This is a genomic window from Siculibacillus lacustris, assembly GCF_004328075.1.
GTDB classification, from domain to species: Bacteria; Pseudomonadota; Alphaproteobacteria; order Rhizobiales; family Ancalomicrobiaceae; genus Siculibacillus; species Siculibacillus lacustris.
Genome location: NZ_SJFN01000017.1, coordinates 54,499 through 69,432, shown reverse-complemented (window position 1 = coordinate 69,432; position 14,934 = coordinate 54,499). Strand labels below are relative to the sequence as shown.

Annotated in this window: 10 protein-coding genes and 1 tRNA gene; 7 read left to right on the top strand and 4 right to left on the bottom strand. The window is 70.9% G+C overall.

What is annotated here, in order from left to right; all coding sequences use genetic code 11:
• Nucleotides 1–166: 166 nt before the first annotated feature.
• On the top strand, nucleotides 167–580 hold the full coding sequence (locus tag EYW49_RS12565) for a DUF2946 family protein (protein WP_131309927.1): 414 nt from the start codon (nucleotides 167–169) through the stop codon (nucleotides 578–580).
• An 80-nt stretch (nucleotides 581–660) separates the two neighbouring features.
• Nucleotides 661–2,019 carry a PepSY-associated TM helix domain-containing protein gene (locus tag EYW49_RS12560; RefSeq protein WP_131309926.1) on the top strand — a complete coding sequence of 453 codons (1,359 nt, stop codon included), beginning with the start codon at nucleotides 661–663 and terminating at the stop codon, nucleotides 2,017–2,019.
• 126 nt (nucleotides 2,020–2,145) lie between these two features.
• Here the strand turns inward: EYW49_RS12560 and EYW49_RS12555 are convergent.
• Nucleotides 2,146–2,235 (bottom strand) — tRNA-Ser (locus tag EYW49_RS12555).
• A 255-nt stretch (nucleotides 2,236–2,490) separates the two neighbouring features.
• Nucleotides 2,491–2,628 carry a hypothetical protein gene (locus tag EYW49_RS23010; protein WP_165498227.1) on the bottom strand — a complete coding sequence of 46 codons (138 nt, stop codon included), beginning with the start codon at nucleotides 2,626–2,628 and terminating at the stop codon, nucleotides 2,491–2,493.
• A gap of 199 nt (nucleotides 2,629–2,827) precedes the next feature.
• Between EYW49_RS23010 and EYW49_RS12550 the strand changes: the two genes are divergently transcribed.
• The 4 genes from EYW49_RS12550 (at nucleotide 2,828) to recG (ending at nucleotide 10,806) form a co-directional block, all read left to right on the top strand.
• Complete coding sequence (locus EYW49_RS12550) at nucleotides 2,828–4,354, top strand: ATP-binding protein (RefSeq protein ID WP_131309925.1); 1,527 nt, start codon at nucleotides 2,828–2,830, stop codon at nucleotides 4,352–4,354.
• Between the two features lie 129 nt (nucleotides 4,355–4,483).
• Nucleotides 4,484–4,774 (top strand): FAD assembly factor SdhE, encoded by a 291-nt coding sequence (locus EYW49_RS12545; RefSeq protein ID WP_131309924.1) that lies wholly within the window; start codon nucleotides 4,484–4,486, stop codon nucleotides 4,772–4,774.
• A 112-nt stretch (nucleotides 4,775–4,886) separates the two neighbouring features.
• Nucleotides 4,887–8,555: a transcription-repair coupling factor gene (mfd, locus tag EYW49_RS12540; RefSeq protein WP_131309923.1), complete on the top strand. Its 3,669-nt coding sequence runs from the start codon at nucleotides 4,887–4,889 to the stop codon at nucleotides 8,553–8,555.
• Nucleotides 8,556–8,694: 139 nt separating this feature from the next.
• Complete coding sequence (gene recG, locus EYW49_RS12535; protein WP_131309922.1) at nucleotides 8,695–10,806, top strand: ATP-dependent DNA helicase RecG; 2,112 nt, start codon at nucleotides 8,695–8,697, stop codon at nucleotides 10,804–10,806.
• Between the two features lie 32 nt (nucleotides 10,807–10,838).
• On the opposite strand, the gene EYW49_RS12530 is transcribed toward recG, so the two are convergent.
• Nucleotides 10,839–11,555, bottom strand: coding sequence for a DUF502 domain-containing protein (locus EYW49_RS12530; protein ID WP_131309921.1), 717 nt, complete (start codon nucleotides 11,553–11,555; stop codon nucleotides 10,839–10,841).
• Nucleotides 11,556–11,823: 268 nt separating this feature from the next.
• Between EYW49_RS12530 and EYW49_RS12525 the strand changes: the two genes are divergently transcribed.
• A complete protein-coding gene (locus tag EYW49_RS12525) occupies nucleotides 11,824–12,930 on the top strand; it encodes a GNAT family N-acetyltransferase (RefSeq protein WP_131309920.1) in 1,107 nt (368 codons plus the stop codon).
• 38 nt (nucleotides 12,931–12,968) lie between these two features.
• On the opposite strand, the gene glmS is transcribed toward EYW49_RS12525, so the two are convergent.
• Nucleotides 12,969–14,798, bottom strand: coding sequence for a glutamine--fructose-6-phosphate transaminase (isomerizing) (glmS, locus tag EYW49_RS12520; protein WP_131309919.1), 1,830 nt, complete (start codon nucleotides 14,796–14,798; stop codon nucleotides 12,969–12,971).
• Between the last annotated feature and the right edge of the window lie 136 nt (nucleotides 14,799–14,934).

The window sequence follows — 14,934 nt, the reverse complement described above, 5'->3', positions numbered from 1 at the left end:
CGCGGTGATCGCCATGCCCACGGTCAGGACGTCGATGCGATCGCCCGTGACCGGAGGGCTCGGCGGGTGCACCCTCTTCGGCCGGTGTGGGACCGGCGATCGGTTCGGTGCGCGCCGGCGTCGCTACGTGTTTGACCGGAGGCGTGGCGATCGCTAGCCTTCGCCCATGAGGGCAACGCGACGATCCGGATCGAGACAGAGACCACGGACGGTCGTCGCCGTCCTCGCGGCGGTGCTGTTCCTCGTCCAATCGCTGGTCGCCGGCGTCGGGCCGGTGCGCGGTGGCGACGACGGCGATCTCGATCGCCTCCTCGCGGTGGTGTGTTCCCACGACGGTTCGACGACGGTCGCACCGGACGCACCGTCGCGCGATCGCCACGACGGTTCCGACCTCTGCTGCGTACTCGGCTGTGCGATGGGCGGGGGCCTCGGGCTCGCGACCCTGCCCGAGCCGCCGACCCTCGGCCGCACGTCCGATTCGGCGACGCATCGCATCGGTGCGCGGCTCGACCACCGCGGACCGGTCCATCGGCCGCCCCATGTCTTCGGCGCCCGCGCGCCGCCCGCTCTGTCGATCTGACGCGCTTCTCGACCGTGAACCGTCCCCTCGGGTTTCGTGCCGCATCGCCGTGCCGACCCGACAGATCGAAGAGAGCTTCCATGACCGACACGACCTTCGACGCCGCCGCATCGCGGCCGGCGACCGCCGTGCTCTATCGCGCCTTCTGGCGCTGGCATTTCTTCGCCGGCCTGATGGTATTGCCCTTCATGATCTCGCTCGCCGTCACCGGCGCGCTCTACCTGTTCCAGAACGAGATCGAAGCGGTGGTCCACCGCTCGACCCTCGTCGTGGCGGAGTCCGCCACGCCGCCGCTGGCCCCTTCGGCGATCGTCGAGAGGGCACTCGCCGCCCAACCGGGGACGGCGATCCGCTATGTGCCGCCGGCCTCGCCGACCGCGTCGGCGGAGGTCGGCATCAAGACCGCGGCGGGCGTCAAGACCTCGCTGTGGATCGATCCCCACGACGGCCGGGTGCTCGGTCAGACCGATGACCGCGCGAAGCTGATGTGGGTGATCCGCAAGATCCACAGCCTGGAGTACTTCGGTCCAATCGCCAACGGCCTCATCGAGCTGGTCGCCGGCTGGGCGATCATCCTGGTTCTGACGGGGGTCTTCCTGTGGTGGCCGCGCGGTCGCGACGGCGGCGTCGTCACGGTGCGCGGGATCCCGCGGCAGCGGGTGTTCTGGCGCGATCTCCATGCGGTGACCGGCGCCTTCGCCGCCGTGGTCATCCTGTTCCTCGCCGTCACCGGCCTGCCGTGGTCGGTATTTTGGGGCGCTCACGTCAACGAATGGGCGACCGGGGCCGGCGTCGGTTATCCGGCGGTGATGTGGGACGACGTGCCGAAGTCGACGGTGCCGAGCAAGGACGTGCTGGAGAAGACCGGCTGGGTGCTCGAGAACGCCCCGATGGTCAAGTCGACGCCGACGACGGGGACGTCGATCGGCCTCGACGCCGCGGTCGCCGTCTTCGACGCCAGCGGCATCCACCGCGGCTATGCCGTCGACCTGCCGGGCGACGATCCCGAAGGGGTGTTCACCGCCTCGGTGTGGCCGGCCAAGGTCGCCGACGAGCGGCTGATCCACCTCGATCGGTACAGCGGCAAGCCCCTGGTCGATGTCCGATTCGCCGATTACGGCGGGGTCGGGCGGCTGTTCGAATGGTCGACCAACGTCCACATGGGCAAGGAATTCGGCCTGATCAACCAACTGGTGATGCTCGCCGGCTGCGTCGCGATCGTCCTGCTCGCGGTCTCCGGCGCGACGATGTGGTGGAAGCGGCGGCCGAAGGGGAAGCTCGCCCCGCCGCGCCGGCTGCCCGACGACCGGGTCGGCTTCGCCGTCGTCGCCGTGGTCGTGATCCTCGGCGTGGTCATGCCGCTGGTCGGCGCATCGCTCCTGGTCGCCCTGACGCTCGATCTCACGAGCATCGCCGTTGCCAGGCTCCGGGCCGGCTGATCGAACGAAACGGGCCGCGACGCTCGTCGCGTCGCGGCCCTCCCCTCACGACCGCGCAACCGAAAGTCCGGCGCGGCGCGCTCGCCGGGGACTCTCACCATTCATCGATGTGCTGCCAGGATTTGTTGGCGGACGGAGTGGGATTCGAACCCACGGTGGAGTTGCCCCCACGGCGGTTTTCAAGACCGCTGCCTTAAACCACTCGGCCATCCGTCCTCGCGCCTTCAATGACGACAAGCCCGGAAAAACTCAAGTCCCCGTGACGATTACCCCGCACCGCTCGTGGTTCGATCCGCCGGCCCGCGATCCGGCCCCCCGCATCGCCGGGACTTTCGCCGTCCGCCCCGGGATCGGGCACCCGGGTTGCAGCGACCGTCGCCGTCCACCGGCTCCGTCCCGCGTGACCGCGGACCGTCGCGCCCGCGATCTTCGCGGTTCCGCCGTGGGATCACCGGCGCGGCCGCCCCCCGCTCAGTCGCCGACCATGCCGCCGCCGACCGAGAGGGCGACGGCGATCATCGCCGCGGCGACCAGGGCGAGGAGAATCAGGCCGATCAGGTCGCGCCGCGACGATTCTTCGGCCGACGGCGGGGGGGCGGGGACGGTCATCGGCGGACACTCCGGTCGGGCGCATCGCCGACCTCCTCCTCTAACCCGCGCCACCGCCGCCCCCAAGTCACGACCGCGCGAGCCGGGGCGGCCGCCGACCCGCCCTCGATCTCCTGTGGACGATCGGCCCGACGGGACACTCCTCGGCGCGACGCGTGATAGGGTCGCCGTCCCGAAAACCCGAGGGACGGATGTGGGAATGAAGGTCGGAATCGATCTCGGCACGACGTCGACCGGCGAGCCGGCCCATCTCGATCTCGAGGAACTCCTGTCGACGCGACTGCTGGTCCAGGGCAATTCCGGCTCGGGCAAGTCGCATCTGCTGCGCCGCCTGCTCGAAGGCTCGGCGCCGCACGTCCAACAGGCGATCATCGATCCGGAAGGCGATTTCGTCACCCTCGCCGAGGCCTTCGGCCACGTCGTGGTCGACGCCGAGCGCAGCCCGGCCGAGCTCGCCCGCATCGCCGATCGCATCCGCCGCCATCGCGCCTCGGTGGTGCTCAACCTCGAAGGCCTCGACGCCGAGGATCAGATGCGCGCCGCCGCCGCCTTCCTCGGCGGACTGTTCGACGCCGATCGCGATCACTGGTACCCGATGCTGATCGCCGTCGACGAGGCGCAGCTGTTCGCCCCGGCGATCGCCGGCGAGGTCTCCGACGAGGCGCGCAAGGCCTCGCTCGGGGCGATGACCAATCTGATGTGCCGCGGCCGCAAACGCGGGCTCGCCGGGATCATCGCCACCCAGCGGCTGGCCAAGCTCGCCAAGAACGTCGCGGCCGAAGCCTCGAACTTCCTGATGGGCCGCACCTTCCTCGACATCGACATGGCGCGGGCCGCCGATCTCCTCGGCATGGAGCGCCGTCAGGCCGAAGCCTTCCGCGATCTCGCCCCCGGCCAGTTCGTCGCTCTCGGCCCGGCCCTGTCGCGCCGCCCGGTGCCGATCCGCATCGGCGCGGTGGCGACCCGCGGCCGTTCGGGCAGGCCCGAGCTGATGCCGCTGCCGGAGACCTCGCGCGACGATCTCGAGGGCCTGATCTTCGCCCCGGCGAGCGGCGAGGAAGAGATCGTCCGCCCGGTGCGGCCGCCGCGGGTGGTCAAGACCGGTACGGCCGAGCTCTTGGCGCGGGTCGCGGCGACCCGGCCGGCGGTCGAGCCGGTCGAAGAGGTCGAGCGCCTGCCGCCGGAGGCGATCGAACGGGCGCTGGAGGAGATCTTCGCCGAGATCCTGTCGGACCCCGAAGCCGCGTTCCGGCCGGTCGCCCTGCTCTACCAGGACTTCCAGTTCCATTGCCGCCTGCGCCGGCTCGGCGAGGTCGCCGCCGATCTGTCGCTGTTCCGCCGCCGCCTCGCCTTGGCGCGCGCCGGCATCGCCGATCACGACGGCGACGACGCCTGGAGCGCGGTGTTGGCGATCGCCGACGGGTTGCCGGAGGAGATGCAGGGCGTGTTCCTGATGGTCGCCCGCGCGGCGCAGGAGAATGCCCCCTGCCCCTCCGACGAGACGCTGGCCAATGCCTACGGCAGCCACTCGCCGTCGCGCGGCCGCTGGCTGCTCACCTACATGGCCGAACAGGGGGCGATCGTCTGCGAGACCGACTTCCGCGGCAATCGCACGGTGATCGTCGGCGGCGTCGGCTGGCGCACCAAGCCGAGCACCCCGAAAGCCGCCCGCCCGGCGGTGCGCTCGGCGCGCACGCCCCCGGCGCTGCGGCGCCGCGTGGAGTGAGGTGCTGGCCTGTCGGCGCCCCTCCCCGCCCCCCGCGGTCGGCGCCGGTCGGCCCTGCCGCCGTTTTCGGTGACATTCGGGCCCCTTCCCGCTAGAACTCGCCCGGAGACGACACGTGAGGGCACGCGCATGAGCACCACCATTTCCAGCGACGGCCTCGAGCCGCGCCGCAAGAAGGCCCTGTTCCGCGCCTGGCATCGCGGGACCAAGGAAATGGACTTCGTGTTCGGAACCTTCGCCGACGCCCATCTCGCCGGTCTCGGCGAGGCCGATCTCGCCGATTTCGAGCGACTGCTCGACGTCGGCGATCAGGAACTGTTCTCCTGGATCGTCGGGTCGATCCCCGTCGATCCGATCCACGACCGCCCGGTCTGGGCGGCGATCCTCGCCCACACGGCGACCACCGACAAGGTCACCTGACCCCCGCGCATCGGCGGTCGGCTCCGGCGCCGGCCCCGCATCGCCCGGGCGTCGCGCCGCCGCCGGCCTCGCCCGCGCGCGCCGCGCCCCCGAACCCGAGGCCTCGCCGTCGTTGAAGAAGCTCACCGGACTGTTCCGCACCCGCACCCATGTGACGCTGTCGAGCCTGCCCGACGGTGCCGAAGGCCTGGTCGTCGGCGATCTCGCCCGCGATGCCGGGCCGCGCGACGGGCGCCCGGCGCTCTTGGTGGTGTGCCGCGACGGCCTCCGGATGCAGCGGCTCGAGGCCGGGCTCGCCTTCTTCGCCCCCGACGTCACCGTGCTGACCCTGCCGTCGTGGGACTGCCGGCCCTATGACCGGGTGTCGCCCAATCCGGCCATCGTCGCCCGACGGATGACCACGCTGTCGCACCTCGCCCGCCCGCGCGAGCGCCGCCGGCCGATCGTCGTGCTGACCACCGTCAACGCCGCCGCCCAGCGCCTGCCGACCCGGGCGAGCGTCGCCGCCCAAACCTTCTCGGCGATCGCCGGCGGCCGCGCCGACATGGCCGAACTGATCCGCTGGCTCGAGGCCAACGGCTTCGAGCGCACCGGCACGGTCCGCGACACCGGCGAATATGCGGTGCGCGGCGGCATCCTCGATCTCTTCGCCCCCGGCGCCGAGACCCCGGTCCGCCTCGACTTCTTCGGCGACGATCTCGAACAGATCCGCCGCTTCGATCCCGAGACCCAGCGCACCACCGGCCAGATGAAGCGCCTGGAATGGGTGCCGATGTCGGAGGTGACGCTGGTCCCAGAGGTCATCGGCCGCTTCCGCCGCAACTACGTCGCCGCCTTCGGCGCCACCACCCGCGACGACGCGCTCTATGCGGCGATCACCGACGGCCGCCGCTACGCCGGCATGGAACACTGGCTGCCGCTGTTCCACGACGGGCTGGAGACGATCTTCGACTATTGCGGCGACGCCCGCGTGGTGCTCGACGCCGAGGCCGACGAGGTCTTCGCCGGCCGCCTCGCCGAGGTCCGCGAACATTTCGACGCCCGCCGCGAGGCGCTGGATCAGGCGATGAGCGGTACGGTTCCCTACAAGCCGCTCGATCCCGCCCGCCTGCACCTCACCGCCGACGAATGGCGCACCGCGCTGGTCGATCGCCCGAGCGTTCGGCTCACCCCCTTCGCGCTGCCCGGCGACCGCCTCGACGTGGTCGATCTCGGCGGCCGCGCCGGCCGCGGCTTCGCCGCCGAACGGGCCAGCGCCGATTCCAGCGTGTTCGACGCGGCGGTCGCCCATCTCGGCGAGCTGCGCGGCCGCACCCCGCGGGTGATGGTCGCCGCGTGGTCCGACGGGGCGCTCGATCGTCTGAAACAGGTGCTCGGCGACCACGGCCTCGCCCGCACCCGCACGCTCGCCACCTACCCCGAGATCGGCACGCTGGAATCCGGCGAGGTCGGCCTCGCGGTGCTCGGGCTCGAGAGCGGCTTCGAGATCGACGGCCTCGCGGTCGTCGCCGAACAGGACATCCTCGGCGACCGCCTGATCCGCGCCAAGAAGAAGCGCCCCAAGGGCTCGGCCTTCCTGACCGAGGTCGCCGGCCTCGCCGAGGGCGATCTGGTGGTCCACGTCGACCACGGCATCGGCCGCTTCACCGGCCTCAAGACCATCACGGCGGCCGGCGAGCCGCACGACTGCCTGGAGCTGACCTACGCCGGCGGCGACAAGCTCTATCTGCCGGTCGAGAACATCGAACTGCTGACCCGTTTCGGCTCCGACGACAGCGACGCCCAGCTCGACCGCCTCGGCGGCGTCGCCTGGGGCGCCCGCAAGGCGCGGATGAAGAAGCGGATCCGCGAGATCGCCGATCAGCTGATCAAGACCGCCGCCGCCCGCCTGCTCAAGTCGGCCCCGCGCCACGTGCCGCCCGAAGGCCTCTACGACGAGTTCCGCGCCCGCTTCCCCTACGAGGAGACCGACGACCAGCTCGCCACCATCGATTCGGTGTTCGACGACCTCGCCTCGGGTCGGCCGATGGACCGTCTGGTGTGCGGCGACGTCGGCTTCGGCAAGACCGAAGTGGCGTTGCGCGCCGCCTTCGCGGTCGCCGCCTCGGGCAAACAGGTCGCCGTGGTGGTGCCGACCACGCTGCTCGCCCGCCAGCATTTCCGCACCTTCGCCGAGCGCTTCAAGGGCCTGCCGCTGCGTGTCGCCCAGGCCTCGCGCCTGGTCTCGGCCAAGGATCTCGCGGCCGTGAAGAAGGAACTCGCCGACGGCACCCTCGACGTGGTGGTCGGCACCCACGCCCTGCTCGCCAAGGGCATCGCCTTCCGCGACCTCGGCCTCTTGATCATCGACGAGGAGCAGCACTTCGGCGTCAAGCACAAGGAGCGGCTGAAGGAGCTGAAGGCCGAGGTCCACGTCCTGACGCTGTCCGCGACGCCGATCCCGCGCACCCTGCAGCTGGCGCTGACCGGCGTGCGCGAGTTGTCGATCATCGCCACCCCGCCGGTCGACCGCATGGCGGTCCGCACCTTCATCTCGCCCTTCGACGCGCTGGTGGTGCGCGACGCCCTGATGCGCGAGCACTATCGCGGCGGCCAGAGCTTCTATGTGGTGCCGCGGGTCTCCGATCTCGGCGAGCGCAAGAAGTTCCTCGAAGAGGTGGTGCCCGAGGTCAAGGTCGCGGTCGCCCACGGCCAGATGCCGGCGAGCGACCTCGAGGACGTCATGAACGCCTTCTACGAAGGCAAATACGACGTGCTCCTGTCGACCACGATCATCGAATCCGGCCTCGACATCCCGACCGCCAATACCCTGATCGTTCACCGCGCCGACATGTTCGGCCTCGGCCAGCTCTATCAGCTGCGCGGCCGCGTCGGCCGGTCCAAGGTCCGCGCCTATGCGATCTTCACGACGCCGGCCGAGAAGAAACTGACCGCCCAGGCGGAGCGCCGGCTGAAGGTGCTGCAGTCTCTCGACAGTCTCGGCGCCGGCTTCCAATTGGCCAGCCACGACCTCGACATCCGCGGTGCCGGCAATCTGGTCGGCGAGGAACAGTCGGGCCACATCAAGGAGATCGGCTACGAGCTCTACCAGCAGCTGCTGGAGGAGGCGGTCGCGGCGCTGAAGTCCGGCGACGAGACCTTGCCCGAGGAGCAGTGGTCGCCGTCGATCAGCGTCGGCACGCCGGTGCTGATCCCGGAGACCTATGTCGGCGATCTGGCGCTGCGGCTCGGCCTCTACAAGCGCCTCGCCGACCTCGCCACGACCGAGGAGATCGACGCCTTCGGCGCCGAGATGATCGACCGCTTCGGCGCCCTGCCGGAGGAGGTCGAGCACCTCCTGAAGATCGTCTACATCAAGTCGCTGTGCCGCCGCGCCAACGTCGACAAGATCGAAGCGGGGCCGAAGGGCGTGGTGGTGTCGTTCCGCCGCGGCGAATTCGCCAATCCCGCCGGTCTGGTGCGCTGGATCGCCGAACAGGGCAGCCTCGCCAAGATCCGCCCCGACCAGAAGATCGTGCTGTCGCGCGATTGGCCCGGCCCGATCGATCGCCTCAAGGGCGCCGCGGTGGTGCTGATCCAGCTGGTGCGCATCGCCGAACGCAAGGACGACGGCCCGGTGACCGTGACGCCCGAGATGATCGAGCGCCCGGAGACCAAGAAGCTGCATCTGGCGCCGACCCCGCCGCCGGCGCCGCCGCCGCCGACCCGGCGCGGCCGCTACCCGAGCCTGCAGAGCCTCGGTCGCGACAAGAAGCCGCCCGGCGGCACGTGGCGCCGGTAGGAGAGGCGCCGAACGCGGATGCTCCGAGGGCCGTCGCCCCGCGCCTGTCCGCCCTGCGGCCGCCCCCTCCCCTTCGCCCTTTCCCGGCGGCGGTCGCGCCTGCTAGAACATATGCAGAATCCAGAACCCTGCGAGCCCGATGCGCCCCGAGATCCTCACGCCCCTGTTCGCCTCCGTCGCGAGCCTGCCCGGGGTCGGGCCGAAGACGGTCGGCCTGTTCGACCGGCTGCTCGACGACGGCCGGGCGCTGCCCGGGGCCGGCGCGCGGGTGGTCGATCTGCTGTTCCATCTGCCGACCGGCATCGTCGACCGGCGCCTGCGCCCCGGCGTGGCGCGGGCCCCCGAAGGGGCAATCGTCACGCTGCTCCTCACCATCGACCGCCACAAGGCACCGCCGCGCGGCTCGCGCGCCCCCTATCGGGTCTACGGATGGGACGACACCGGCGAGATCGCCCTGGTCTATTTCTCGGCGCGTGCCGACTGGATGACCAAGCTCCTGCCGGTCGGCGAGAAGCGCTGGGTGTCGGGCCGGGTCGAGTGGTTCAACGGCGCGCCGCAGATGGTCCATCCCGACTTCGTGGTCAGCGAGGCGGAATTCGACAAACTGCCGCTGGTCGAGCCGATCTATCCCCAGACCGAAGGGCTCACATCGCGCCCCATCGCGCGCGCCGTCGAGCGGGCGCTGGAGCGGCTGCCGCATCTCCCCGAATGGCAGGACGCCGACTGGCTGGCGGCCGGGCGCTGGCCCGACTTCGCCGGCGCCTTGGCGACGGTCCACCATCCCGATACCACCATCGGCGAGGGCGCCGCGGCGCCGGCGGCGGGACGGCTGGCCTATGACGAACTGCTCGCCCAACAGCTGACCCTGGCCCTGGTCCGCGCCTCGGCCAAGCGCGGCGGCAAGATCCCGCGGATCGCCACCGGCGTGCTGACCGACAAGATCCTCGCCGCCCTGCCCTTCACGCCGACCGGCTCGCAGGTCCAGGCCTTCGACGAGATCCGCGCCGATCTCGCTCGGCCCGAGCGGATGCTGCGGCTGCTGCAGGGCGACGTCGGCTCGGGCAAGACGCTGGTGGCGGTGCTCGTGGCCGCCGCCGCCGTCGAGGCCGGCGGTCAGGCGGCGATCATGGCGCCGACCGACCTGCTCGCCCGCCAACACGCCCGGGCGTTGGCGCCGCTGGCCGAGGCCGCCGGCATTTCCTGGGCGATCCTCACCGGCCGCGAGAAGGGCGCCGAGCGCGAGGCGATCCTCGAAGGGCTGGCGTCGGGGGCGATTTCGATCCTGGTCGGAACCCATGCGCTGTTCCAGGGGCCGGTGGCCTTCGCCGATCTGGCACTCGCCGTGGTTGACGAACAGCATCGCTTCGGCGTCCATCAGCGCCTGGCGCTGACCGCCAAGGGCCGCTCGGTCGATCTCCTGGTGATGACCGCGACGCCGATCCCGCGCACTCTGATGATGAGCTTCTTCGGCGATCTCGACGTGTCGCGGCTGACCGAGAAGCCGGCCGGCCGCCAGCCGATCGCCACCCGCATCGCCTCGTCGGAGCGGATGGGCGAGATCGTCGAAGGGCTGGCGCGGGCGATCGCCGGCGGAGCCAAGGTCTACTGGGTGTCGCCCCTGGTCGAGGAGAGCGAGACGCTCGACCTCGCCGCGGCCGAGGAGCGCTTCGAAGATCTGACCCGATGCCTCGGGCCGATCGTCGGCCTCGTCCACGGGCGGATGAAGGCCGACGACAAGGACCGGGCGATGCGCGCCTTCCAGGAGGGCGAGACGCGGCTCCTGGTCGCCACCACGGTGATCGAGGTCGGCGTCGACGTGCCCGACGCGACGATCATGGTGATCGAACACGCCGAGCGCTTCGGCCTCGCCCAGCTCCACCAGTTGCGCGGCCGGGTCGGGCGCGGCTCGGAGGCCTCCTCGTGCCTCTTGGTCTACAAGGGCCCGCTCGGCGAGACGGCGCGCGCCCGGCTGGAGATCCTGCGCTCGACCGACGACGGCTTCGTGATCGCCGAGGAGGATCTGAAGCTCCGCGGCGGCGGCGAAGTGCTCGGCACCCGCCAGTCGGGGCTGCCCGGCTTCCGCCTCGCCCGGCTCGATCTCCACGCCGACCTGCTCGCCGCAGCCCGCGACGACGCCCGGCTGATCCTCGCCCGCGACCCCGATCTCGAATCCCCGCGCGGCACCGCGCTGCGGGTGCTGCTCCATCTCTTCGACCAGGACCAGGGCATCCGTCTGATCCGGGCCGGTTGACCGAAGGCGGGCTCCGGGCGCCGCCCGCCGCGTCAGGTCGGATGGTCGAAGCGATCGGGCACCTCGACCGCCGGCGGCGGCTCCCAATCCGGGGTGACGATGCCGCCGGAGATGATCAGCTTGGCCGCGTCCTCGATGGCCATGCGCAAGATACGGACGTCGTCGCGCGGCAGGAACATCACATAGCCGCCGGTCGGGTTGGGTGTGGTCGGGATGAACACCGTCAGCCAGGCGTCGGGCGCCACGTCCGGGCGCTCGGCCGACAGGCGCTGCGCGACTTCGCCGCGCGCCGGGCCGGAGACGAAGACCAGCGACCACACCCCCCGCCGCGGCCATTCGATCAGCCCGACGTCGCGGAAACTGTCGTGGCGGGACGACACGAAGGTCTCGAAGATCTGTTTCAGGGTCTTGTAGACCGGCCGCACGAACGGCAGATGGCCGACTAGATCCTCGCCGTAGGAGAGCAGCGTGCGGCCGACCAGACTGGCGGTCAACGCCCCGAGCAGGGTGATGCCGACCAGCGCCACGAACAGGCCGAAGCCGGGCACGCCGAAGGGCAGATAGGTGTCGGGGTTCCAGGCGGTCGGAATCATCGGCTTGACGGTGCCGTCGACCCATTCGAGGAAGCCGCGGGCGATGTAGACGGTGATCGCCAAGGGACCGGCCACCACCACCCCGGTGACGAAGTGGTTGCGGATCCGCGCGCCCCATCCCTGGCGCAGGGGAACGGTCTCTTTCTTGTCGCTCATACCGGTCCTCCGGCGCTGTCGGTCGCTACACTAGCCCCTTTTCGCAGCGCGAAGAATGGCTGCTGCGGTGCTTTGGTCGGCAGCGTGAGGCCCGCACAGCGAAGCGGCCGGCGCCGGCGCGGTCGGAGGCTGCGACGCGGAGCCGCACCCTTCCCTTACGTCTCCTTCAGGTCGCGCGCCTAAGGTGGTGTCCTGGCGAGAGGCACCGGCCGAAGGCGGCTGCCGCAACGTAGGCCCTCGGCCGGGCCTGGACGACCGGAGACACCGGATGACGGCGACCAACGACGAGATCGCGATCGTGGACGGCTTCGCGGAGGTCCGCGAGACGCTCGCGGCGCTGCCGCCGGCGTTCGGACCGACCGCCTTCCAGCATTGCTCCTGGCTCGACTGTTGGCTCGCCTGCGCCGGTTCCGGCGTCGAGCGGGTGATCGCGGTGGTGGCCCGATCCGCCGGCGACGGACGGGCGCGCCTCGTGTTGCCGCTGGTGCTCGACGCGCGTGGCGCCCTGCCGTTCTGGACGAGTTTCGATTTCGGCGTCTCGGACTACAATCTGCCGCTGATCGCCACGGATTTCCGCCCGACCCCGCGCGAGGCCGCGGCCCTGTGGCATCGCATCGTCGCGGCCCTGCCGAGCGGCGCCGCCTATCTCCTCATCGACAAGATGCCGGCGATGGTCGGCGGCCGGCCGACGCCCTTCGCCGATCTCGCGGGGACACGCCGGTCGCAGGTCGTGCGCCACCCGCTGCCGCTCGACGGCGACTTCGAGAGTCTGCGCGCCACCCGCTTTGCGCCGTCGATGGTCCACAGTCTGGCGCGCAAACGCCGCAAGCTCGGTCGCAAGGGAGACCTCGCCTTCCATGCCGGCAACGGCCCGGAGGCACGCGTCGCGCTCGATCGGCTGATGACCTGGCGCGACGAACGCTACGGGGCGCAGCCCGAGACCACCTGCTTCTATCGGCGGCTGACCGAGGCCGGCGATCCGGCCCGCGTGCTGTGGCTCACCCTCGACGGTGCGCCGATCGCCGCCTGTTTCGGCATCGGCGACGCCGACGGCTTCCGCCTGCTGGCGCTCGGCCACGACGCCCGGTTCAACAACTGGTCGCCCGGGCTGCTGATCGTCGAGGACGCCATCGCCTGGGCGGTCGGCGAAGGCTTCCGCGAATTCGACTTCACCATCGGCGCGGAGCCCTACAAGTTCGACTTCGGCGTCGAACCGGAGCCGATGACCCTGCTCGCCGAGGCCTTCGACGCCCAGGGCGCCGCCGTGCTGCGGCTGCAGCTGGCGCGCAACTACGTCGCCGCCCGGCTCAGGCGCTATCTCGACAGCCACCGCCACGGCGGCGGCCATCACCGGCGGGTCGCCGACGCCGCCTGACGGACGCCGGCGCCGGCCTCACCTGCCCGTCGGGGCCGTCACTCGACGGTCACCGACTTGGCGAGGTTGCGCGGCTGGTCGACGTCGGTGCCCATTAACACCGCGGTGTGATAGGCGAGCATCTGCACCGGCACGGCATAGACCAAGGGTGCGATCTCGCTCGGCATGTCGGGCAGGACGATGGTCTCGAGGGTCGGCACCGAGGCCGCCGCGGCACCGCGGGAGTCGGTGAACAGGATGATGCGGCCGCCGCGCGCCGCCACTTCCTGCATGTTGGAGACGGTCTTCTCGAAGATCGCGTCGAAGGGTGCGATGACGATCACCGGCATCACCTCGTCGATCAGAGCGATCGGGCCGTGCTTGAGCTCGCCGGCGGCATAGCCTTCGGCGTGGATGTAGGAGATCTCCTTGAGCTTCAGGGCGCCCTCGAGGGCGATCGGATAGCTCGACCCGCGGCCGAGATAGAGCACGTCCTCGACCTTGGCGATCTCGCGGGCGAGCCGCACGATCCGCGGCTCGAGCCGCAGCGTCTTGACCACCAGCCCCGGCAGGTCGCCGAGGGCGCGCACCAGACGCTTCTCGTCGTCGATGCCGAGATGGCCGCGCGCCCGACCGGCGGCGACCGCCAGCGAAGCCAGCACAGCCAGCTGACAGGTGAAGGCCTTGGTCGAGGCGACGCCGATCTCCGGACCGGCCAAGGTCGGGAACACCACGTCGGCTTCGCGGGCGATCGACGAGGTCGGCACGTTGACCACCGCCGCGACGTGCTGCCCGTGGGCCTTGCAGTAGCGCAGGCCGGCGAGCGTGTCGGCGGTCTCGCCCGACTGCGACACGAACAGCGCCAGCCCGTTCTTCGGCAGCGGCGGTTCGCGGTAGCGGAACTCCGAGGCGACGTCGATCTCGACCGGCAGCCGGGCGAGGCGTTCGAACCAGTATTTGGCGACCAGCCCGGCGTAATAGGCGGTGCCGCAGGCGACGATCGACAGGCGGTCGAGGCTGGCCCAATCGAACGACGGGGTCACCGGCAGACGGATGCAGCCGGCGGTCAGATCGAGGTAGTGAGCCAGCGTATGGCCGATCACCTCGGGCTGTTCGTGGATCTCCTTGGCCATGAAGTGGCGGTAGTTGCCGCGGTCGACCTGGAAGGCGGCGGCCGAGACGGTGACGATCGGCCGCTGGACGATCGCGTCGGTCTCGTCGTGGATCACCGCGCCGGCCCGCGTCACCACCACCCAGTCGCCCTCTTCGAGATAGGCGACGCGGTCGGTGAACGGCGCCAGCGCGATGGCGTCGGAGCCGAGGAACATCTCGCCGGTGCCCCAGCCGACCGCCAGCGGCGACCCGCGCCGCGCCCCGATCAGCAGATCCTCCTCGCCGGAGAACAGGAAGGCCAGCGCAAAGGCGCCGGTCAGCCGCTTGAGCGCGGCGGCGACCGCGTCGGCCGGGCTCATCCCGAGTTCCATCTTGCGATCGACCAGTTGGGCGACGACCTCGGTGTCGGTCTCCGACTCGAAATGGTGGCCGGCGGCGATCAGCTCGTCCTTGAGCTCGCGGAAATTCTCGATGATGCCGTTGTGGACCACCGCCACCCGCTTGGTGGCGTGGGGATGGGCATTGGCCTCGGTCGGGGCGCCGTGGGTCGCCCAGCGGGTGTGGCCGATGCCGATGACGCCTTCGAGCGGCTCCTTGGCGAGGCGGATCTCGAGATTGCGCAGCTTGCCTTCGGCGCGGCGCCGGGTGAGTACACCGCCGGTCTCGAGCGTGGCCAGACCGGCGGAGTCGTAGCCGCGATATTCGAGCCGCTTCAGCGCGTCGACGAGATGTCCCGCGACCGGCTCACGCCCGACGATGCCGATGATTCCGCACATGAGAACGACCTCGATCGTTGTTGTCTGCGACCTTACTACCGGACCGGGCGGCCTCGGTAGAAATCACATTGCGTGTCGAATTGTTGCGAATCCGCCGATCACCGGCCGGTGACGCCTCTCGGGCCCGCCGCCACGG

Bases quoted from the DNA above. Each gene is read 5' to 3' on its own strand.
- glmS (WP_131309919.1), bottom strand. From the start codon at position 14,798: ATGTGCGGAATCATCGGCATCGTCGGGCGTGAGCCGGTCGCGGGACAT.
- EYW49_RS12560 (WP_131309926.1), top strand. From the start codon at position 661: ATGACCGACACGACCTTCGACGCCGCCGCATCGCGGCCGGCGACCGCC.
- recG (WP_131309922.1), top strand. From the start codon at position 8,695: ATGCGCCCCGAGATCCTCACGCCCCTGTTCGCCTCCGTCGCGAGCCTG.
- EYW49_RS12565 (WP_131309927.1), top strand. From the start codon at position 167: ATGAGGGCAACGCGACGATCCGGATCGAGACAGAGACCACGGACGGTC.
- EYW49_RS12550 (WP_131309925.1), top strand. From the start codon at position 2,828: ATGAAGGTCGGAATCGATCTCGGCACGACGTCGACCGGCGAGCCGGCC.
- EYW49_RS12545 (WP_131309924.1), top strand. From the start codon at position 4,484: ATGAGCACCACCATTTCCAGCGACGGCCTCGAGCCGCGCCGCAAGAAG.
- EYW49_RS23010 (WP_165498227.1), bottom strand. From the start codon at position 2,628: ATGACCGTCCCCGCCCCCCCGCCGTCGGCCGAAGAATCGTCGCGGCGC.
- EYW49_RS12530 (WP_131309921.1), bottom strand. From the start codon at position 11,555: ATGAGCGACAAGAAAGAGACCGTTCCCCTGCGCCAGGGATGGGGCGCG.
- EYW49_RS12525 (WP_131309920.1), top strand. From the start codon at position 11,824: ATGACGGCGACCAACGACGAGATCGCGATCGTGGACGGCTTCGCGGAG.